The organism is Pseudomonas putida (assembly GCF_002906855.1).
Taxonomy (GTDB): Bacteria; Pseudomonadota; Gammaproteobacteria; order Pseudomonadales; family Pseudomonadaceae; genus Aquipseudomonas; species Aquipseudomonas putida_N.
Map to the genome: position 1 here is coordinate 496,895 of NZ_MINI01000048.1, position 19,690 is coordinate 516,584.

The window sequence follows — 19,690 nt, forward strand, 5'->3', positions numbered from 1 at the left end:
AATAAAAGGTCAGTCGACGGCGGACGTCTCAATCTTGTCCAGCTGGGCAGTACGGCCTGCGACACGCCGCAGGTCCTGGCGCTGGGCGACTTCCTGCACCTCACGGCGCATGACGAGGTCGGCCAGGCTGATGCCGCTGAGGAATTCATGGATCTGCTGGCTGAGGTCGCACCACAGGTGGTGGGTCAGGCAGGTGTCACCGGCATGGCAATCCCCGAGGCCCTGGCAACGGGTGGCATCTACCGACTCGTTGACCGCGTCGATGACCTGGGCCACCTGGATGGTTTCCATGCCGCGCGACAACTGGTAGCCACCGCCCGGACCGCGCACGCTGGAGACCAGGCTGCTGCGGCGCAGCTTGGCGAACAGCTGTTCCAGATAAGAGAGGGAAATGCCCTGGCGCTCGGAAATGTCGGCCAAAGACACCGGCCCATGCTGCGCGTGCAGTGCCAGGTCGAGCATGGCAGTCACGGCGTATCGGCCTTTGGTAGTCAGTCGCATGGCTATTGGGTACCACGGGAGTTACGGGATGTGTGCGAGTATGCGATTCCCGAGCATTTAAGTCAACTATTAGACCTACTGCTTTAGTCGGGTTTGCATCTGGGAGGCGGGCGCGATTGTAGCAGTAATGGGGCGTGAGCACACGCCCCATATGTCAGGGTGACGTCACTGCGGCGTAATCAATGCGACTGAGTGTCGCGCTGGGCAGCCTGGGTTTCGACCGCAAAGTCATCTTCCGGCAGCTTCGGCAGTTCCTTGGCACAGTAGTCACTGCCCATCTTGGTCAGCGCGCCACACATGCCCTCCAGGCGCTCGTCGACGGCCTGCAGGTGGTCGAGCATCTGGCCGATGGCCCGGGCTACCGGGTCCGGCATGTCGCCGCTGACACCATAGGCATCGAAACCGATCTTCTCGGCCATCGCCTTGCGCTTGGCCTCGAGCTCGGTGTCTTCACTGTTCTTGACGATGATCCGCCCCGGGATGCCGACGGCCGTGGCGCCGGCCGGCACCGCCTTGGTCACCACCGCATTGGAGCCGATCTTGGCCCCGGCACCGACGGTGAACGGGCCAAGCACCTTGGCACCCGCCCCTACCACCACACCGTTTTCCAGGGTCGGGTGGCGCTTGCCCTTGTTCCAGCTGGTGCCGCCCAGGGTCACACCCTGATAAAGGGTGACATCGTCACCAATCTCGGCGGTTTCGCCGATGACGATGCCCATGCCGTGATCGATGAAGAAGCGTCGACCGATGGTCGCGCCGGGATGGATCTCGATACCGGTCAGCCAGCGACCGAAGTTCGACACCAGGCGGGCCAGCCACTTGAAATCGCGCTTCCACAGGGCGTTGCCCAGGCGATGCAGCCAGATGGCGTGCATGCCGGGGTAGCAGGTCAACACCTCGAAGGCATTGCGCGCCGCCGGGTCTCGATGAAATACGCTCTGGATATCTTCACGCAGACGCTCGAACATCTGTCAGTCCTTCCGTTTATGCGGCTCGCCCCGTGCGACCTTCTGGGTCTCGGTGAGGATGCCGCGCAAAATGCTCATTTCCGAACGATTGACCGAGCTGCGCCCATATAGCCGGCGCAGGCGCGCCATCAGGTGCTTGGGCTTCTCAGGGTCGAGGAAGCCGATGTCCACCAGGGTGTTCTCCAGGTGTTCATAGAACAGCTCCATTTCGTCCATGGTCGCCAGCTCGTTGCTGCGCAGCGAGTTGGCATCGAACTTCTCGACTTTCGAGGGCGCGCCTTCGGCTGCCAGCCAGGCCATGCGCACCTCATAGGAGAGCACCTGGACCGCGGCGGCAAGGTTCAGCGAACTGAAGTCGGGGTTCGAGGGAATGTGCACGTGGAAGTGACATCGCTGCAGTTCTTCGTTGGTCAGGCCAGCGTGTTCACGCCCGAACACCAAGGCGATCTCTTCGCCGCCGGTGGCGTGCTCCACGGCCTTGGCCCCGCATTCGCGCGGGTCGATCAAAGGCCAGGGGATGCTGCGCTCACGGGCACTGGTGCCCATGACCAGGCTGCAGCCGACCAGCGCGTCTTCAAGGCTGTCGACCACTTGGGCATTGGCCAGGATGTCGTCGGCGCCCGAGGCACGCGCAGTGGCGTCGCCGGACGGGAACTCTTTTGGCTGCACCAGCACCAGACGCGACAAGCCCATGTTTTTCATGGCACGCGCAGCGCCGCCGATGTTGCCGGGGTGGCTGGTATTGACCAGAACAACACGAATATTTTGCAGCAAGGTGTTGTGCTCACAGATGCAGGAATCAGGGCCTTCGATCTTACAGAACCGACAGGCGTAACGCCACGAAAGCAAATGTGGCACTTCTGCCTTCAAAAATTTCTGCTAGAATGGCCGGCTTTCCTCTTTAACATCTCCAGGTGACCCGCCCATGCAGCCTATGCTGAATATCGCCCTGCGCGCCGCTCGCAGCGCCAGTGAATTGATCTTCCGCTCCATCGAACGCCTGGATACCATCAAGGTCGACGAGAAAGAGGCTAAGGACTACGTTTCCGAAGTTGATCGCGCCGCCGAACAGAAAATCGTCGACGCACTGCGCAAGGCCTACCCGAACCACTCGATCCAGGGTGAAGAGACGGGCATGCACGCGGGCACCGGCGAAGAAGGCAAGGACTACCTGTGGATCATCGATCCGCTGGATGGCACCACCAACTTCCTGCGCGGCATCCCGCACTTCGCCGTCAGCATCGCCTGCAAGTACCGCGGTCGCCTCGAGCACGCGGTCGTCCTCGACCCGGTTCGCCAGGAAGAATTCACCGCCAGCCGTGGCCGTGGCGCCCAGCTCAATGGCCGTCGCCTGCGCGTCAGCTCGCGCACCAGCCTGGAAGGCGCACTGCTGGGCACCGGCTTCCCGTTCCGTGACAACCAGATGGCTGACCTGGACAACTACCTGGGCATGTTCCGCGCCCTGACTGGCCAGACCGCCGGCATCCGCCGCGCAGGCTCCGCCAGCCTGGACCTGGCCTACGTGGCTGCCGGCCGTTTCGATGCCTTCTGGGAGTCGGGCCTGTCCGAATGGGACATGGCTGCAGGCGTGCTGCTGATCCAGGAAGCCGGTGGCCTGGTGAGCGACTTCAACGGTGGCCACGATTTCCTCGACAAGGGCCACATCGTTGCAGGCAACATCAAGTGCTTCAAGGCCGTACTGACCGCTATCCAGCCACACCTGCCAGAGCACATGAAGCGCTAAGCGCGGATTGCAGGCAAAAAAAGCACCCCTGGGGGTGCTTTTTTTATGCCTGTCGCTTACTGCCCAGCTTCGCTGAGGATCAGCTTGCCATTCTTGTCCAGCGGAATGGTCGAACCCGGCTCGCGGTCCATCTTCACCTTGCCCACCTGATCACCAATGGAATAGGTCACGTTGTAACCAACTACCTTCTCGCTGATGTCGTTGACCGTGTTGCAGCGGGTTTGTGTGGTGGTGTAGGTATCACGCTGCTGCATGCCTTCCTGCACCTTGTTGCCGGCATAACCACCACCGACCGCACCGGCCACGGTGGCGATCTTCTTGCCGGTGCCGCCGCCGATCTGGTTACCCAGCAGGCCGCCAGCAAGGGCACCGACCACGGTACCGGCGATCTGGTGCTGGTCCTTGACCGGCGCCTGACGCGTAACGGCGACGTCCTTGCAGACCTCGCGCGGAGTTTTGACCTGTTGCTTGATCGGTTGCACGTCGGTGACCTGGGCGTACTCAGGCCCCTTGTTCACCAAGCTGTAGGTGGCAACAGCACCTCCGGCAGTAACACCGACAGCACCCAGCACAGCGCCTACGAGCATTGATTTGTTCACATGAACCTCCTGTTGTACCTGCAGGGGCTAACCTGCTTTCTCCCAGCCTTGGAGCAAAAAAAAAGGCGTGAGTTCAACACTCACGCCTTTTTCATCGCCGAACGGCGTAGGACTAGCCCTTAAGGACGGTCATCCGCACCTTCGTTTTTCGCAGGAGGAATCAGGTCTTCACTGTTCAGGTTCAGCCAGATCAGCACCACGTTGGCGATGTAGATCGACGAGTAGGTACCGGCCAGGACACCGATGAACAGCGCCAGCGAGAAGCCAAACAGGTTGTCGCCACCGAAGATCAGCAACGCACCGATCGCCAGCAAGGTCGACACCGAGGTGGCGATGGTGCGCAGCAGGGTCTGGGTGGTCGAGACGTTGATGTTCTCGATCAGCGAGGCCTTGCGCATCACGCGGAAATTCTCACGCACCCGGTCGAACACGACGATGGTGTCGTTCAGCGAGTAGCCGATGATCGCGAGTACCGCTGCCAGCACCGTCAGGTCGAAGGTGATCTGGAAGAACGACAGGATACCCAGGGTCACCACCACGTCGTGGATCAGCGAGACGATCGCGCCCACGGCGAACTTCCACTGGAAGCGGAAAGCCAGGTAGATGAGGATGCCGCCCAGCGCCAGGAGCATGCCGAGGCCGCCCTGGTCGCGCAACTCTTCTCCTACCTGCGGGCCGACGAACTCGACGCGCTTGAGGGTGGCCGGGTTGTCGCCGCCAGCCTTCTGCAGGGCCGCGCCAACCTTGGCACCCAGCTGTGGGTCATCGCCCGGCATGCGCACCAGCAGGTCGGTGGTGGCGCCAAAGCTCTGCACCACGGCCTCGTGGAAGCCGGAGTCTTGCAACTCGGCACGTACTGCCTTGAGGTCGGCCGGCCGCTCATAGGTCAGCTCGATCAGTGTGCCGCCCGTGAAGTCGAGGCCGAAGTTCAAACCCTTGTGGAACCAGCTGAACAACGCCAGCACCGTCAGGAGCATGGTGGCGGCGAACGCAATCTTGCGTACGCCCATGAAATTGATGGTTTTCATCGCAGCTCCCTCAAACCCACAGCTTCTTGATGTCACGCCCGCCACAGGTCAGGTTGACCAGTGCACGGGTCACCATGACGGCAGTGAACATCGAGGTGAAAATCCCGAGGGACATGGTCACCGCGAAGCCCTTGACCGGGCCGGTACCCATGGCGAACAGGATGCCGCCGACCAGCAAGGTGGTCAGGTTGGCGTCGACGATTGCCGAGTAGGCACGGTTGAAACCTTCATGGATCGCGCGCTGCACCGACATGCCAGCGGCAATTTCTTCCCGAATACGCGAGAAGATCAGCACGTTGGCGTCCACCGCCATACCCATGGTCAACACGATACCGGCAATACCCGGAAGGGTCAGCGTGGCACCCAGCAGCGACATCAGCGCCAACAGCAGCACCATGTTGCCCGCCAGGGCGATGGTAGCGAGCACGCCAAAGCCGCGGTAGATGGCGATGATGAACAGCGAGACGAACAGCATGCCCCACAGCGACGCATCGATACCCTTGGTGATGTTGTCAGCACCCAGGCTTGGACCGATGGTACGTTCTTCGGCGAAGTACATCGGCGCAGCCAGACCACCGGCACGCAACAGCAGGGCCAGTTCCGACGATTCACCCTGGCCGTTCAGGCCGGTGATGCGGAACTGGCTGCCCAGTGGCGACTGGATGGTCGCCAGGCTGATGATCTTCTTCTCTTCCTGGAAGCTCTGCACGGCAACGTCCTTCTCGACGCCATCGACAGTCTGCTTGACGTAGCGGGTGACCGGCTTCTGCTCGATGAAGATCACCGCCATGCTACGGCCAACGTTGCTGCGGGTGGCGCGACTCATCAGCTCGCCACCATGGCCATCCAGGCGGATGTTCACCTGTGGCCGGCCGTGCTCGTCGAAGCTGGCCTGGGCGTCGGTAACCTGGTCACCCGTGATGATCAGGCCGCGCTCGACAGCAGCGGAACGGTTGCCCTCACGGAACTCGAAGACCTCGGTAGTAGCCTTGGAAGCGCCCGGCTCGGCACCGAAGCGGAACTCCAGGTTGGCAGTCTTGCCGAGGATACGCTTGGCTTCGGCAGTGTCCTGTACGCCCGGCAGCTCGACCACGATGCGGTTGGCGCCCTGGCGCTGTACCAGCGGCTCGGCCACGCCCAGCTCGTTCACACGGTTGCGGACGGTGGTCAGGTTCTGCTTGATCGAGTATTCGCGGATCTCGGCGACTTTCGCCTGGGTCAGCGCCAGACGCAGCACGGCGAGCTCGTTGCGCTCGGTGGTGGTCAGGTCGAAATCATTGAAATTCTTGCGGATCAGGGCACGTGCCTGTTCGCGGGTAGCATCGTCAGCGAAGCCCAGCATTACACCGCCATCCTGCTGCGGCAGGCTGCGGTAGCGGATGCGCTCTTTGCGCAGCAAGGTCTTGACCTCGCCTTCGTAGACTTTCATGCGGGCGCTCATGGCCTTGTCCATGTCCACTTCCAGCAGGAAGTGCACACCACCGGACAGGTCCAGGCCCAGCTTCATCGGGCTTGCACCCAGGTTGCGCAGCCATTGCGGGGTAGTCTGGGCCAGGTTCAGGGCCACGACGTAATCATCGCCCAGTGCCTTGCGCACTACATCCTTGGCTGGCAATTGAGCTTCCTGGTTGGTCAGGCGAATCAGCCCACTGCCCTTCTCACCCAGACTTGCGCCCTTGACGGTGATACCAGCATCGACCAGCGCCTTGCTGACACGGTCGAGGTCGGCCTGGTTGACCTGCAGCGCCGAGCTGGCACCGCTGATCTGTACCGCCGGATCATCCGGGTAGAGGTTGGGAGCGGAATAAATGAAACCGATCGCCAGTACCACCAGGATCAGTGCGTATTTCCACAGAGGGTATTTGTTCAGCATCACGCCGCCCGTTCAAGACGCGGGGCGCTTTGCGCGCCCCGACTGGAAAAATGAAACCGGTAACTCAGATAGCCTTGAGCGTACCTTTTGGCAGGGTGGCCGCGATGGCACCCTTCTGGAACTTCAGCTCGACGGTGTCGGAAACTTCCAGGACCACGAAGTCATCGGAAACCTTGACGATCTTGCCGGCGATGCCGCCGTTGGTGACAACTTCGTCACCTTTCTGCAAGTTGCTCAGCAGGTTCTTCTGCTCTTTGGCGCGCTTGGACTGCGGGCGCCAGATCATCAGGTAGAAGATGACCAGGAAACCGACCAGGAAAATCCACTCGAAACCGGTACCGGCTGGGCCAGCGGCGGGTGCTGCAGCGTCCGCGTATGCGGCGGGGATCAAGAAGCTCATTGGGCACTCCTAATGTAATTTTCTAATAATGGATGCGAACAGTCAGTCCAAAGGCGGCACAGGCAGCCCGCGTTTGGCGTAGAAGGCGTCGACAAAGGCGGCCAATTTACCCTGTTGAATAGCCTCGCGTAAACCGGCCATCAAGCGCTGGTAATGGCGCAAGTTGTGGATGGTATTCAGCATGCTGCTCAGCATTTCGCCGCACTTGTCCAGATGGTGCAGATAAGCGCGGGAGAAGTTGGTGCAGGTGTAGCAGTCACAGGTCGGATCCAGCGGCGAATCATCGTGGCGATGGAACGCGTTGCGGATCTTGATCACCCCTGTATCGACGAACAGGTGGCCGTTGCGCGCGTTGCGCGTGGGCATCACGCAGTCGAACATGTCGACGCCGCGGCGCACACCCTCAACCAGATCTTCCGGTTTGCCTACCCCCATAAGGTAACGAGGTTTGTCAGCCGGCATCTGGTCCGGCAGGTAGTCGAGCACCTTGATCATTTCGTGCTTTGGCTCGCCGACCGACAGGCCGCCGATGGCCAGGCCGTCGAAGTCGATATTGACCAGCGCTTCCAGCGAGCGCATACGCAAGTCCTGGTACATGCCACCCTGGACGATACCGAACAGCGCTGCGGTGCTGTCGCCGTGGGCATTTTTCGAGCGCTGGGCCCAGCGCAGCGACAGCTCCATGGAGGTGCGCGCCACGTCGTGCTCGGCCGGGTACGGCGTGCACTCGTCGAAGATCATCACGATGTCCGAGCCAAGGTCGCGCTGCACCTGCATGGACTCTTCCGGGCCCATGAACACCTTGGAGCCGTCGACTGGCGAGGCGAAGGTCACGCCTTCCTCCTTGATCTTGCGCATGGCGCCCAGGCTGAACACCTGGAAACCACCGGAATCGGTGAGGATAGGGCCTTTCCACTGCATGAAGTCATGCAGGCCATTGTGCTTCTTGATCACCTCGGTACCCGGGCGCAGCCACAGGTGGAAGGTGTTGCCGAGGATGATCTCGGCGCCGATGGCCTCGATGTCACGCGGCAGCATGCCCTTGACCGTGCCATAGGTGCCCACCGGCATGAACGCCGGCGTCTCGACCGTGCCACGGGGGAAGGTCAGCCGACCACGACGGGCCTTGCCGTCGGTGGCCAGCAGTTCGAACGACATTCGACAGGTGCGACTCATGCTTGATCCTCTGGGCCGCGTGGCGCCGGATTGCGGGTAATGAACATGGCATCACCGTAACTGAAGAAGCGGTAACCGTTGTCGACCGCCGCCGCGTAGGCAGCCATGGTCTCGGGGTAACCGGCGAAGGCCGAGACCAGCATCAGCAGCGTGGACTCCGGCAGATGGAAGTTGGTGACCAGGCAATCGACCACATGGAATGGCCGGCCCGGGTAGATGAAGATGTCGGTGTCGCCGCTGAAGGCCTTGAGCACGCCGTCGCGCGCCGCACTCTCCAGCGAGCGGACGCTGGTGGTACCGACCGCGATCACCCGGCCGCCACGGGCGCGGCAGGCCTCGATGGCGTCGACCACATCCTGGCTCACTTCGAGCCACTCTTTGTGCATATGGTGATCTTCGATCTTGTCGACCCGCACCGGCTGGAAGGTGCCAGCCCCCACATGCAGGGTGACGAAGGCGCGCTCGACGCCCTTGGCGGCGATCTTCTCCAGCAGCGCTTCGTCGAAGTGCAGGCCGGCAGTCGGCGCGGCCACCGCACCGGCGCGTTCGGCGTACACGGTCTGGTAGCGCTCACGGTCGGCGCCTTCGTCGGGGCGGTCGATGTACGGCGGCAACGGCATGTGGCCGACGCGATCGAGCAGTGGCAGCACCTCTTCGGTGAAGCGCAGCTCGAACAGCGTGTCGTGGCGGGCAACCATTTCAGCCTCGCCACCGCCATCGATGAGGATCACTGCACCCTCTTTCGGCGCCTTGCTGGCCCGCACATGGGCCAGCACGCGGTGGCTGTCGAGCACACGCTCGACCAGCACTTCCAGCTTGCCGCCAGAGGCTTTCTGGCCAAACAGCCGGGCCGGAATCACCCGGGTGTTGTTGAACACCATCAGGTCGCCCGGCCGCAGATAGTCGAGCAGATCGGGGAATTGCTTGTGCGCCAACGCCCCGCTCGGCCCATCGAGGACCAGCAGACGGCTGCCATGGCGCTCGGCCAGAGGGTGGCGGGCGATCAGGGAATCGGGGAGTTCGAAGGAAAAATCGGCGACGCGCATGATGATGTTCGGGTTCGACAGGGCCGGGAAGTTTAGCCCAATGCGTGAAAATTGACCATGAAAGCCGATTGACCGACCAAGGGCAGCTCTCTATACTGCGCGCCACAAGCCCTGATGGCGGAATTGGTAGACGCGGCGGATTCAAAATCCGTTTTCGAAAGGAGTGGGAGTTCGAGTCTCCCTCGGGGCACCAAGATCCAGAAGAAACCGACCTTATGGTCGGTTTTTTTGTGCCTGCAATTTAGTCTTTAGCGCCTCTGCGGGAGTTGGCTTCCCCTCGCATACGTCAAATGCCCTATCCAGCTCAATGCAGCTCAATGCAGCTCAATCGAGCTCAATCGAGCTCAACCCAGCTCATTCATCCTTACAAGCCAGAACCCCCGCCTTTTGACGCCACCCCAACGACCACGTGCTTTACAGGCATCCAGCGAATCTATTGGCCGCCACGGCAGTGCTGGCCATAAGCTGTCATTCGTCGGTTATATGCCGAAAGTATTGATGCCGTAATATCACTTAGCCATAGTTGCGCCCCCTTACCCATGATGACTGCGTGACCCATGAACAAAACCGCGCCCTGTCTGGCAGCAATGATGCTGCTGAGTGGGTGCAATGGAATGCCAACCGCATACGTTTCAGACCCCGTCTACGACCAGGCTTTTGTCGTCACCTCCGGTGCCCCCCTGCCGATGCTGCTGATGGCCAGCGCCATTCAGTGGAATGAAGACTACGCCGTCACTGCCAAGCACACCCCGTTCCTGCGCAACGTGGTGCATGAAGGGCTGGGTGATGTGGTGTTCTTCAGGCACAAGGCCAGCAAGGTGCCGCAGTGGCGCCAGTTCGTCCCGGGCGAGTCGGTGACGGCGGTCGGCTTCAACAGCTTGATGATGCCGGTGCAAGGCAAGGGCCATACGCTCGACTCGCTGGTGCGCCTGGAAGGCACACCGGGCAGTGTCTTCTACTCGGTGCATGACGGCCCGCTGGTCAAGGGCATGTCCGGTGGCCCGGTGTTCGCCGATGACGGCAGGGTGGTCGGGATGAACGTCGCCTTCATCGCCAAGGACGGAATCGATGCCCGCAACCGCCCGGACCTGGCCGGCAAGGCACGCGTCAGTGTGTTCATGTCGTACAGCGAGATCGACAAGGAATGGCGGCGCTTCCAGTACCTGGCGCACAAGGGCAAACCGAACGGCGCGCCTGCCCCGGTGAAGGGCTATGTGGTTGCCAGCAAGCCTTGATCCACCGCTGTGGGCCAACATGATACGGTTGCGGTCGGCCTGATGATTTGGCCAGCACATTCACGCAAAAGGACCTGCCATGCACTTTGCCAACCGCCCCGTCCAACCCAGTTCGTACCGTTTGGCATTGAGGAGCGGCAGGCTCAGGATGGCAAGCGGGTGGCGTTGGTACAGATGAAACAGCAACTGCGTTGATCACGGCATTGCGCGCCCGCGCTCTGTCAACGTGAAGCCGCGCCCGGGCAAGTTCGGCAGAGTTGCCATCGCTCATCACCTGCATCAGGTATTCCTCGATTGCCTCTTCGCAATCCAGGAGGCTTGCCATGTCGAAAGGAATCAGATTCGGCTTCATCAGAGCCCCCGCATAAATGCGCGAAATAAAGAGGCACCGACAATGCCAGTTCTTTTTTCGACACCCTAGTCAGCGGCCTCCGAAAGCTGTGTAGTCCGCTTCGCGCTTTTTAAACAACACGTCCAGTAACATCGCCAGGACGAACAGCACCGAACCATACCCGCCCCTCGACGTCCCATCCTGCATCCCCGGCTTTTCGAGGCAGCTCGTGTGAAAGACGTCATCGCCCGCAAATACCGCCTGATCGTCAAGACCTTCGGCTACATTGGCTGGTCGCTGTTCTGGCTGCTGCTCTGGGACGTGCTGGTCACCATCGACTTCATGCTGTTCTTCAACAGCAAGTTCACCCTGCCGCTGATTCCGCTGACCTTGCTGGGTTCGGCGCTGGTGGTGCTGGTGAGCTTTCGCAACAGCAGCGCCTACAACCGCTGGTGGGAAGCGCGAACTTTATGGGGAGCGTTGGTGAACGGTTCGCGCAGCTTCGCCCGGCAGACGCTGACGTTGATCGATGACACCGAAGATGGGTTGAACCCGGTCAAGGCGACCTTGCTGCGTCGGCACATCGCCTATGTGAACTGCCTGGCGGCGCACCTGAAGGGTGAGGCCTGCCCGGACGAACTGATGGCATTTATCCCGCCGGGCGAGTTCGAGCGGCGTAACCGATCGAACAACTTCGCCAACGATATTCTCAGCGGCTCGGCGGCGTTGCTGGCACGGGAATACCAGGCCGGGCGGTTGGACAGCATTCGCCTGGCGCGGCTGGAGTCGACGTTGGTGGACCTGTCCAACGCCCAGGGTGGCATGGAACGGATCGCCAATACGCCGCTGCCCTACCCTTACGTGTATTTTCCGCGGCTGTTCATCACCCTGTTCTGCCTGATCGTGCCGGTGGGGCTGGTGGAATCGCTGGGCTGGTTCACGCCGCTGGCATCGACGGTGGTCGGGTTCATGCTGCTGGCGATCGAGCGGATCGGGACGGATCTGCAGAGTCCGTTTCGCTTAAGTGAGCATCAGATTCAGATGGATACCATCTGCGAGACCATCGAGCGGAATCTGGAATCGATGCAGCGGGAAGCGCAGTGTGAGGAGTTGGTGTCGTGAATGGGGCTGCGTTGCAGCCCCTGCTATCTGTCAGGCCCGCACATACCGCTGGCGCAACACATCGCTGAAGGCATCCACCAGCAGCACCAGCAGCAACATCGCCATGATCACCGTACTGGCCTGGGCCTCCTGGAACAGGCTCAGGGTGGTATAGAGCATCGGCCCCAACCCCCCTGCCCCGACAAACCCCAGCACACTGGCCATGCGAATGTTGTTCTCCCAGCGGTACAGGCTGTATGCGAGCAACTGGGGCCACAGGTTCGGCAAGGTCCCGAAACAGAACGCTGCCACCTGCCCGCCGCCCTGCAGGCGAATGGCTGCGGCGGGCTCTGCCGGCGCATTCTCCAGCGCTTCGGCGAACAGCCGCCCCAACACCCCGGACGTGTGCAGCGCCAGGGCCAAGGTACCGGCATTGGGCCCAAGGCCCGCCGCCAGCACCGTCAACGCCGCCCACACCAACTCCGGAATGGCCCTCAAGGCATTGAGCAGCAACCGCGCCAGCGATTGCAGCGGCCAACCGAAGCGCCCCGCCGCCGGCAAGGCCAACAGCATGCCGAGGAACATCGCCAGCAAGGTGCCCAGCCCGGACATGGCCAGGGTTTCCATGGCACCCCGCCCTACCGCCTGCAGGTGCTCGCCGGACAGATCCGGATGCAGGAAGCGAGCTGCGTACTCGCCCATCTGCCCCAACCCGCCATCACCCACCAAGGCATGCAGGTCCAGTTGCAGATAACCGAACGACGCCACCACTGCCGCGACGATGGCAACGATCACCAGCAGGTTGATCACCCGGTTCATGCCAGCCTCCCGCGCAGGAAGCGGCTAAGCAGGTCGGCCAGCAGCACCAGACCGAGGAACGCCAGCAGCATGCTCGCCACTTCGCCCCCGGCAAACATGCGCATCGACAGGTCGATCTGCTGCCCCAGCCCACCGGCACCGACAAAGCCCATCACCACCGAGGCGCGCACGGCACATTCCCAGCGGTAGACGGTGTAGGACACCACTTCCGCCGACGCACTGGGCAAAATGCCGTAGAAGAACGCCGTCAATCGGCCGCTGCCGGCCTGCAGCAAGGCATGCGCCGGGCGCTGGTCGACCGATTCGAAGATTTCCGCGTAGACCTTGCCGAGCATGCCGCTGTAGGTAATGGCGATGGCCAGCACACCGGCCGTCGGCCCCAGGCCCACGGCCCGCACGAACAGCAGCGCCCAGACGATCTCCGGCACGCTACGCAGAAAAATCAGCAAGCCGCGCACAGGCAGGCGCAACAAGCGCGACCACAGTCCTGCCCGGCCACCCCGGGAGGCAGCGCGCAGTGACAGCGCACGACTGGCCAACAGGCTGGTCGGGACTGCCAGCACCAGCGCCAGGGCCATGCCGGCTGTCGCCACGGCCAAAGTCTGCAAGGTGGACTCGTACAGTAACTTGAGGAATTCGGCACTGTGCGCCGGCGGCCAGAAGGCGCTGGTGAAACTGGCGATCTGCTGCCGGTTCTCCGCCTGCAGCAAGACGCCAGGGTTCAGTTCGCTCAATTGCAGCCCAGGCCACAGCACGGCCAATGCCAGCAGAGTCAGTAACAAACGCGGCAACGCAGCCGGGTCGCGGGCATCGGCCTTCAGCATCGTGGAATCTGCACGGTCAGGGTCGGCCCCTGTGCTTGCGCTGGCGAGCCCAGTTGCTCGTTGGCGTACAGCGCATCCAGCAATTGCGTGGTCACCGACTCGGCCGGGCAGTCGAACGCCACTTGCCCTTCGCGAATGCCGATCACCCGTGGGAAATGCGCCAGCGCCAGGTCCACTGCATGCAGGCTGGCCACCAGGGTCACGCCATTGGCTTGCGCATGGCGATTGAGCAATGCCAGGCTGTGATCGGCCAGCACTGGGTCCATGGCCGACACTGGCTCGTCGGTCAGCAGCACTTCCGGCCGCTGATACAACGCCCGGGCGATGCCGACCCGCTGCAATTGCCCACCGGACAGCTGTCCACACTGGACGAACAGCTTGTCGGCCAGGCCCAACTCGGCCAAGGCCTGGCGCGCCCCCGGCACATCGGTCGGATACACCAGGTTGAGCAGGCCTCGCAACAAGCCCCACTGCCCCAGGCGCCCCGCCAGCACGGCTGTTACCACACGCTGGCGCGGAGGAAGCGGCGGAGCCTGGTGCACCAGCCCAATCCGTGCCCGCAGGCGCTGGCGCGCCCCGGCAGACAGCGCCCAGGGCTGCTCACCGAACAGTTCCAGGTGCCCGCTGCTGGGCTGCACGGCGGTGGCCATCAGGTGCAGCAGGCTGGACTTGCCGGCCCCCGAAGGGCCGATGATCGCCACCCGCTCACCCTTGGCGATGCTCAGGCTGACAGCATCGAGCGCGCGGACCTGGCCGTGGCGCAGGCCGGCGCCGTGTACATGAATAGTCACTTGAGCAGGCCGGCCTCACGTGCGGCTTGCTCGGTGCCCGCGTAGTTTTCAGGCTTGGTCTCGATGAAGCGGCTGGCCGCCTGCAGGTCGAGGATCGCCTTGTGCTCCGGATTGGCCGGGTCGAGGTCGAGGAAGGCCTTCTTGATTTTCTCTTTCAGCGCCGGGTCCATGTTGCCGCGCACGGTCCAGTTGTAGTCGTAGTAGGTCGGCGTGGTAGCGAACACCTTGACCTTGCTGGTATCGACCTTGCCGGCATCGACCAGCTTCTGCCAGACGCTGGCATTGAGCACGCCGCCATCGACCTTGCCCGCTTGCACCCAGGCCACGGTGGCGTCGTGGGCACCGGAATAGGCCACACGGCTGAAGTAGCTCTCAGGCTTGATGTTGTCTTCCTTGAGCATGAAGTAGCGCGGCATCAGGCTGCCCGAAGTGGACGAGATCGAACCGAACGCGAACGACTTGCCCTTGAGGTCAGCCAGGCTCTTCACGGCCGGGTTGGCAGTGATGAACTTGGAGGTGAACTGGGCGTCCTGTTCACGCTGCACCAGCGGCGTGGCGGTTGGGTCTTTCAGGTGCACCTGGACGAAGGTGAAACCACCCAGCCAGGCCATGTCCAGGCGGTTGCTGGCCAGCGATTCGACCACCGCCGGGTAGTCGGCGACCGGAACGAACTTCACGTCCATGCCCAGTTGCTTGGACAGGTACTTGCCCAGTGGCTCGAACTTGCGCAGCAGTTCGGTCGGTGCTTCGTCGGGGATGGCACTGACCCGCAAGGTGTCGGCAGCCTGGGCGACTACGGCGCAGCAGGACAGCACGAGGCCGGCGGCAAGCGCCAGGGGGCGTTTGAGCATGGGAGTTCTCCGGTTCAATAGCGGGGAAAGTGCCGGCAACACGCCGACGCTGGGAATTATAAGAGTCGCAGGCGCAAAGGCCAGCTTTGCTACAATCGCGCAACAAATTGATCCCCTGAGGTGCACATGAGCGAGCCGATTCGCCTGACCCAGTACAGCCACGGTGCCGGCTGTGGCTGCAAGATCTCCCCCAAGGTGCTGGATGTGATCCTCGCCGAAAGCGGCGCCCAGGCCCTGGACCCGAAGTTGTGGGTCGGCAATGCCTCGCGTGACGACGCCGCCGTGTATGCCCTGGATGACCAGCGCGGGGTGGTATCGACCACCGACTTCTTCATGCCGATCGTCGATGACCCGTACGACTTCGGGCGCATCGCCGCCACCAACGCGATCAGCGACATCTACGCCATGGGCGGCGACCCGCTGATGGCCATCGCCATCCTCGGCTGGCCGGTCAACGTACTGCCACCGGAAGTTGCCCGCGAAGTGATCCGCGGCGGCCGCGCCGTGTGCGCCGAAGCCGGCATCCCGCTGGCCGGCGGCCACTCCATCGACGCGCCGGAGCCGATCTTCGGCCTGGCGGTCACCGGCGTGGTCAGCAAGCGCCACCTCAAGCGCAACGACACCGCCACCGCCGGCTGCCGCCTGTACCTGACCAAACCACTGGGCATCGGCATCCTCACCACCGCCGAGAAGAAGGCCAAGCTGCGCGAGCAGGACCAGGGCCTGGCGCGCGACTGGATGTGCACGCTGAACACCCCGGGCAGCCGCTTCGGCAAGCTCGATGGAGTCAAGGCGATGACCGACGTCACCGGCTTCGGCCTGCTCGGCCACCTGGTGGAGCTGGCAGAAGGCAGCGGCCTGACGGCAGAGTTGGATTACGCCGCCGTCCCACGCCTGCCGAGCGTCGACCATTACCTGGCCGAAGGCTGCATTCCTGGCGGCACACTGCGCAACTACGACAGTTACGGGCACAAACTCGGCGCGCTGACCGACGAGCAGAAGCACCTGCTGTGCGACCCGCAGACCAGCGGTGGCCTGCTGGTCGCCGTTACCCCTGAAGGCGAAGCCGAGTTCCTGGCAGTGGCAGGCGAACTGGGGTTGAACCTGTCGCCAATCGGCCTGCTGGTCGAGCGACAGAGCCATGCGGTCGAGGTGAACTGATGCGCCCCGACTGCACCGACTTCCGCCAATTGTTCCTCGACGACGCGCCGATGATGGACATGCGCGCGCCGATCGAATTCGTCAAAGGTGCCTTCCCCGGCACCGTCAACCTGCCGCTGATGAACGACCAGGAGCGGCAGAAGGTCGGGACCTGCTATAAGCAGCAGGGCCAGGCCGCTGCCATCACCCTCGGCCACCAGCTGGTCAGCGGCGCGACCAAGCGCGAGCGCCTGCATGCCTGGGCCAGCTTCGCCAAGGCCCACCCTGATGGCTACCTGTACTGCGCCCGTGGCGGCCTGCGCTCGCTGATCGTGCAGCAGTGGCTGCGCGACGAGGCCGGCATCGACTACCCGCGCATCAAGGGCGGCTACAAGGCCATGCGTACCTTCCTGCTGGAAACCACCCAGCGGGCCGTGGAGCAGTGCGACTTCGTGCTGGTTGGCGGCCTCACCGGCACCGGCAAGACCGACGTGCTGCACCAGCTGAACAACGTGCTCGACCTTGAAGGCCATGCCAATCACCGTGGCTCCAGCTTCGGCAAACGCGCCACCGGCCAACCGGCGCAGATCGACTTCGAGAACAAGCTGGCCGTCGACGTGCTGAAGAAGCGCGCCCGTGGCATCGAACAGTTCGTGCTGGAAGATGAGGGCCGCATTGTCGGCAGCTGCTCGGTGCCGTTGGAGCTGTACCAAGGCATGCAGCACTACCCGGTGGTGTGGCTGGAGGACAGTTTCGAGAATCGCGTGGAGCGCATCCTGCGCGATTACGTGATCAACCTGTGCGCCGAGTTCGTTGATGTGCATGGCGAAGAAGACGGTCGCCGGCTGTTTGCCGAACGCATGTCGCAAAGCATGAGCAACATCCACAAGCGTCTTGGCGGAGAGCGCTTCCAGCGCTTGTCTGCGATCTTGAATGAGGCGCTGGACGAGCAACTGCGCAGTGGCGAGGTGGACCTGCATCGGGGTTGGATCGAAGGGTTGCTCAAGGAATACTACGACCCGATGTACGCCTACCAGCGTGAAGCCAAGGCCGAGCGGATCGAGTTTGCCGGGGATGGCGTGGAAGTGCGCGAATACCTCAAGGCCCGCGCCCAACGTTGATCGAGGCGCGCTCCTCCTGTGGGAGCTAGCCTCAGGCAAAGTCACCGTCCGGGGCTGAGCACCCGCTCCAGCTCCGCCGCCCGCTCGCGGGTCATGTCCAGCATGCACATGCCACCTTCCAGCTGCGCCATGGTCCCGCCACTGGCCTGTACATGGAACTTGCAGTTGGCATCGCGGTAGGCGATCCACTGCCGCTGCACATCGCGCAGGCTCTTCTGCGGCCCCGACTCAAGCTTGCTCGTCAGTTGCTTGTAAACCCGATTCAGGCGCTGGTCCTGATGTTGCGTCTCTGCCTGGATGCAACTGCTCATGGCCAGCGTGCTGGGGGCTTTGTCCATGCACTGGTTGTAGGCCGGCGAGTTGTCATCGGCCAGCGCCATCGGCGCAACAAAGGCCAACAGCATCAGGTATCGCTTGTTCATCGCAAAGCCCTTCATAGCGTTTGAACCGGCGGCGGCGGCATCAACACCTTGCCTGGCTCGAATTGCAGCGCTGGCATCTGGGTCGCCGCGTAGGCGGTCACAGCCAGCGCTGCGATCAGGGTGACATCCAGCCAGCTCCAGCCCGGCACATCGTCACTGCTGCGCGCGGCCCAACACTGCCAGGCCTGGCCCAGACAAAACACAGCGATCGCTGCCAGCCACAGGTAGAAGCCCGCGCCGAAGCCGGTACGGTTGGTGAATTCATAGCTGCTGTTGTCCGGCAGGCGCTCTATACCAAAGCTGCTGGCAGCGAGGTACAAGGCCCCCATCCCAAGCAGCAACGCAAGCCGACGGAAGCGTCGATGGCAAAGGATGGCGACCGCCAGCAGCGGGTTGGCGAACCACTGGAACATCCCGAAGGGGATGCCCCAGGGGCCGTACAGGAACATCTGCAGTGCGGACATGTGCCGGCCGGCATTCATCAGGGCGCCGTCGAAGGCCAGGCTGAGCAGGTAGAGGCCAAGGCTCAGCGTCAGGTAGAAGGCCGGTAAGCGGGCGCCCAAGGTCATGCGACTGGCGGCTCCAGCAGCAGGCCGTAGATGCCCGAGTCGGTCAGCTCGCCCGCCACGCACCAGCGCGCCCGCAGCGTGCCTTCTAGCACAAAGCCTTGGCGTTCGAGGGTGCGGGCCGAGCCCTGGTTGCGTGGGTCGATCTCGCCTTCGAGGCGGCGCATGTGCAGGGTGTGGGCGATGTAGTCGATGAAGCAGGTCAGCGCTTCGTCCATGTAGCCCCTGCCCTGCACGGCGCTGGCCAGGCAGTAGCCGATCTCGCCGCGGCGCGAGACATCATCGATGTTGAACAATTGGACCATGCCGATCAGTTCGCCATTGTCGCGGCGATACATGCCCAGCTTGAGCTGGTCGCCATTGGTATAGGCTTCGCGGTCGGCGGCCAGGGCGCTTTCGGCTTCGGCCAGGTCTTGCCAAGGTGCATGGTGCCAGTAACGCATGACCTCGGGGTCGGCCATGATCGTCAGCCATTGCTCAGCGTCGGCATGGCGCATCGGGCGCAGCTGCAGGCGCGGGCTGTCGAGGCAGAGGTCAGTCGGGAAACTGCGGGGTGGGGTCACGCCGGATCTCCTGTCCATTGCTGGGGAGATGACAGTTTAACGTTATGTGGGGCTGCGGGTGTATGTCTTGGGGTTTGCGGTGGGGCGGATATCGAGCGCCGCGCGGGCGGCGCCCAATCTCAACAGCGCTGCAACTCTATCGGCGAACACCCTTCAGGCGCCGCTGGCAGCGAAAATGGCTCAGGCCACCTCAGCCCCATCATCCGGCCAATGCGGCTCGTTGGCACCGGGCGGGGTCAGTGGCGGCAGCCCATAGGCCGCCCGCGCATCGTCACAGCTGGGGTTATGCACCCCACCTTCCCACGACGCCTCGAACTCACGGCATGGGCTGGAACGGTTGGCGTAGATGGTGCACGCCACCTCGGTACCGATCTCGCCCTGCAGGCTCACGCAGCGGCAAGGCTTGGCGTCGGTGCCGATCATGGCAACACGGGTGGGGTTGATCTGTACCACCAGGTCATCCGGCACAAGGCCACCGGCGGACTGGCATTCGCCCCAGAAGAAGGACACACGGAAGTACCCGCAGCAGGCGCCGCAGTCAAGGCAAGGATTGTTTTCGGACATGATGGCACGGAGGGAAGGTTGTTGTTA

At 62.8% G+C, this 19,690-nt stretch carries 22 protein-coding genes, 1 tRNA gene and 2 pseudogenes; 7 read left to right on the top strand and 18 right to left on the bottom strand.

Annotated features, from left to right (window positions below; all coding sequences use genetic code 11):
• Nucleotides 1-9: 9 nt before the first annotated feature.
• The 3 genes from iscR to trmJ form a co-directional block, all read right to left on the bottom strand.
• Entirely contained in the window at nucleotides 10-501 is a 492-nt protein-coding gene (iscR, locus tag BGP85_RS25050) for a Fe-S cluster assembly transcriptional regulator IscR (protein ID WP_008092572.1), read from the bottom strand.
• Nucleotides 502-680: 179 nt separating this feature from the next.
• Nucleotides 681-1,469, bottom strand: a complete 789-nt coding sequence (gene cysE, locus BGP85_RS25055) for a serine O-acetyltransferase (protein ID WP_103445624.1) — start codon at nucleotides 1,467-1,469, stop codon at nucleotides 681-683.
• 3 nt (nucleotides 1,470-1,472) lie between these two features.
• Nucleotides 1,473-2,243, bottom strand: a complete 771-nt coding sequence (trmJ, locus tag BGP85_RS25060) for a tRNA (cytosine(32)/uridine(32)-2'-O)-methyltransferase TrmJ (protein ID WP_103446229.1) — start codon at nucleotides 2,241-2,243, stop codon at nucleotides 1,473-1,475.
• A gap of 151 nt (nucleotides 2,244-2,394) precedes the next feature.
• On the opposite strand from trmJ, the gene suhB reads away from it, so the two are divergent.
• Entirely contained in the window at nucleotides 2,395-3,213 is an 819-nt protein-coding gene (suhB, locus tag BGP85_RS25065; protein WP_103445625.1) for a type III secretion system regulator SuhB, read from the top strand.
• Between the two features lie 56 nt (nucleotides 3,214-3,269).
• Here the strand turns inward: suhB and BGP85_RS25070 are convergent, their stop codons facing one another.
• From BGP85_RS25070 to queA, 6 genes are all read right to left on the bottom strand, one after another.
• Nucleotides 3,270-3,812 carry a glycine zipper 2TM domain-containing protein gene (locus BGP85_RS25070; protein WP_103445626.1) on the bottom strand — a complete coding sequence of 181 codons (543 nt, stop codon included), beginning with the start codon at nucleotides 3,810-3,812 and terminating at the stop codon, nucleotides 3,270-3,272.
• Nucleotides 3,813-3,931: 119 nt separating this feature from the next.
• A complete protein-coding gene (gene secF / locus BGP85_RS25075; RefSeq protein WP_103445627.1) occupies nucleotides 3,932-4,840 on the bottom strand; it encodes a protein translocase subunit SecF in 909 nt (302 codons plus the stop codon).
• A 10-nt stretch (nucleotides 4,841-4,850) separates the two neighbouring features.
• On the bottom strand, nucleotides 4,851-6,713 hold the full coding sequence (secD, locus tag BGP85_RS25080; protein ID WP_103445628.1) for a protein translocase subunit SecD: 1,863 nt from the start codon (nucleotides 6,711-6,713) through the stop codon (nucleotides 4,851-4,853).
• A 64-nt stretch (nucleotides 6,714-6,777) separates the two neighbouring features.
• On the bottom strand, nucleotides 6,778-7,113 hold the full coding sequence (gene yajC / locus BGP85_RS25085) for a preprotein translocase subunit YajC (RefSeq protein WP_027920288.1): 336 nt from the start codon (nucleotides 7,111-7,113) through the stop codon (nucleotides 6,778-6,780).
• Between the two features lie 42 nt (nucleotides 7,114-7,155).
• A complete protein-coding gene (gene tgt, locus BGP85_RS25090) occupies nucleotides 7,156-8,271 on the bottom strand; it encodes a tRNA guanosine(34) transglycosylase Tgt (RefSeq protein ID WP_163986015.1) in 1,116 nt (371 codons plus the stop codon).
• Nucleotides 8,272-8,285: 14 nt separating this feature from the next.
• Nucleotides 8,286-9,335, bottom strand: a complete 1,050-nt coding sequence (gene queA, locus BGP85_RS25095) for a tRNA preQ1(34) S-adenosylmethionine ribosyltransferase-isomerase QueA (protein ID WP_103445630.1) — start codon at nucleotides 9,333-9,335, stop codon at nucleotides 8,286-8,288.
• A gap of 108 nt (nucleotides 9,336-9,443) precedes the next feature.
• Here queA and BGP85_RS25100 point away from each other — a divergent pair.
• From BGP85_RS25100 to BGP85_RS29395, 3 genes and pseudogenes are all read left to right on the top strand, one after another.
• Nucleotides 9,444-9,528: transfer RNA gene (locus tag BGP85_RS25100), tRNA-Leu, on the top strand.
• Nucleotides 9,529-9,925: 397 nt separating this feature from the next.
• Nucleotides 9,926-10,570 (top strand): trypsin-like peptidase domain-containing protein, encoded by a 645-nt coding sequence (locus tag BGP85_RS25105; protein ID WP_103446230.1) that lies wholly within the window; start codon nucleotides 9,926-9,928, stop codon nucleotides 10,568-10,570.
• A gap of 111 nt (nucleotides 10,571-10,681) precedes the next feature.
• Nucleotides 10,682-10,765, top strand: a pseudogene (locus tag BGP85_RS29395) (GNAT family N-acetyltransferase); the annotation flags it as partial.
• A 13-nt stretch (nucleotides 10,766-10,778) separates the two neighbouring features.
• On the opposite strand, the pseudogene BGP85_RS29700 reads toward BGP85_RS29395, so the two are convergent.
• Nucleotides 10,779-10,922, bottom strand: a pseudogene (locus BGP85_RS29700) (addiction module antidote protein); the annotation flags it as partial.
• A 210-nt stretch (nucleotides 10,923-11,132) separates the two neighbouring features.
• On the opposite strand from BGP85_RS29700, the gene BGP85_RS25120 reads away from it, so the two are divergent.
• A complete protein-coding gene (locus BGP85_RS25120; RefSeq protein WP_103445631.1) occupies nucleotides 11,133-12,023 on the top strand; it encodes a bestrophin family protein in 891 nt (296 codons plus the stop codon).
• Between the two features lie 30 nt (nucleotides 12,024-12,053).
• Here the strand turns inward: BGP85_RS25120 and phnE are convergent, their stop codons facing one another.
• Genes phnE through BGP85_RS25140 form a run of 4 tightly spaced genes read right to left on the bottom strand, consistent with a single transcriptional unit; the run spans nucleotide 12,054 to nucleotide 15,287 of the window.
• Nucleotides 12,054-12,821 carry a phosphonate ABC transporter, permease protein PhnE gene (phnE, locus tag BGP85_RS25125; protein ID WP_103466612.1) on the bottom strand — a complete coding sequence of 256 codons (768 nt, stop codon included), beginning with the start codon at nucleotides 12,819-12,821 and terminating at the stop codon, nucleotides 12,054-12,056.
• Nucleotides 12,818-13,645: a PhnE/PtxC family ABC transporter permease gene (locus BGP85_RS25130; RefSeq protein ID WP_103445633.1), complete on the bottom strand. Its 828-nt coding sequence runs from the start codon at nucleotides 13,643-13,645 to the stop codon at nucleotides 12,818-12,820. Before BGP85_RS25130 ends, phnE begins: the two co-directional genes overlap by 4 nt.
• The gene (locus BGP85_RS25135) at nucleotides 13,639-14,436 is read right to left on the bottom strand and encodes a phosphonate ABC transporter ATP-binding protein (protein ID WP_103445634.1); all 798 of its coding nucleotides are present in this window, start codon (nucleotides 14,434-14,436) and stop codon (nucleotides 13,639-13,641) included. Before BGP85_RS25135 ends, BGP85_RS25130 begins: the two co-directional genes overlap by 7 nt.
• Nucleotides 14,433-15,287, bottom strand: coding sequence for a putative selenate ABC transporter substrate-binding protein (locus BGP85_RS25140; protein WP_103445635.1), 855 nt, complete (start codon nucleotides 15,285-15,287; stop codon nucleotides 14,433-14,435). The genes BGP85_RS25135 and BGP85_RS25140 overlap by 4 nt, the downstream gene beginning before the upstream one ends.
• Before the next feature lie 126 nt (nucleotides 15,288-15,413).
• Here BGP85_RS25140 and selD point away from each other — a divergent pair, with 126 nt between their 5' ends.
• Nucleotides 15,414-16,448, top strand: a complete 1,035-nt coding sequence (gene selD / locus BGP85_RS25145; RefSeq protein WP_103445636.1) for a selenide, water dikinase SelD — start codon at nucleotides 15,414-15,416, stop codon at nucleotides 16,446-16,448.
• On the top strand, nucleotides 16,448-17,548 hold the full coding sequence (mnmH, locus tag BGP85_RS25150; RefSeq protein ID WP_103445637.1) for a tRNA 2-selenouridine(34) synthase MnmH: 1,101 nt from the start codon (nucleotides 16,448-16,450) through the stop codon (nucleotides 17,546-17,548). Before selD ends, mnmH begins: the two co-directional genes overlap by 1 nt.
• Before the next feature lie 41 nt (nucleotides 17,549-17,589).
• Here mnmH and BGP85_RS25155 read toward each other — a convergent pair whose 3' ends face one another.
• The 4 genes from BGP85_RS25155 to BGP85_RS25170 form a co-directional block, all read right to left on the bottom strand.
• Entirely contained in the window at nucleotides 17,590-17,970 is a 381-nt protein-coding gene (locus tag BGP85_RS25155) for a lysozyme inhibitor LprI family protein (protein WP_103446231.1), read from the bottom strand.
• A gap of 11 nt (nucleotides 17,971-17,981) precedes the next feature.
• Entirely contained in the window at nucleotides 17,982-18,539 is a 558-nt protein-coding gene (locus BGP85_RS25160) for a hypothetical protein (protein ID WP_103445638.1), read from the bottom strand.
• A complete protein-coding gene (locus tag BGP85_RS25165) occupies nucleotides 18,536-19,099 on the bottom strand; it encodes a GNAT family N-acetyltransferase (protein WP_103445639.1) in 564 nt (187 codons plus the stop codon). Before BGP85_RS25165 ends, BGP85_RS25160 begins: the two co-directional genes overlap by 4 nt.
• 180 nt (nucleotides 19,100-19,279) lie before the next feature.
• On the bottom strand, nucleotides 19,280-19,663 hold the full coding sequence (locus BGP85_RS25170; RefSeq protein WP_103445640.1) for a YkgJ family cysteine cluster protein: 384 nt from the start codon (nucleotides 19,661-19,663) through the stop codon (nucleotides 19,280-19,282).
• Between the last annotated feature and the right edge of the window lie 27 nt (nucleotides 19,664-19,690).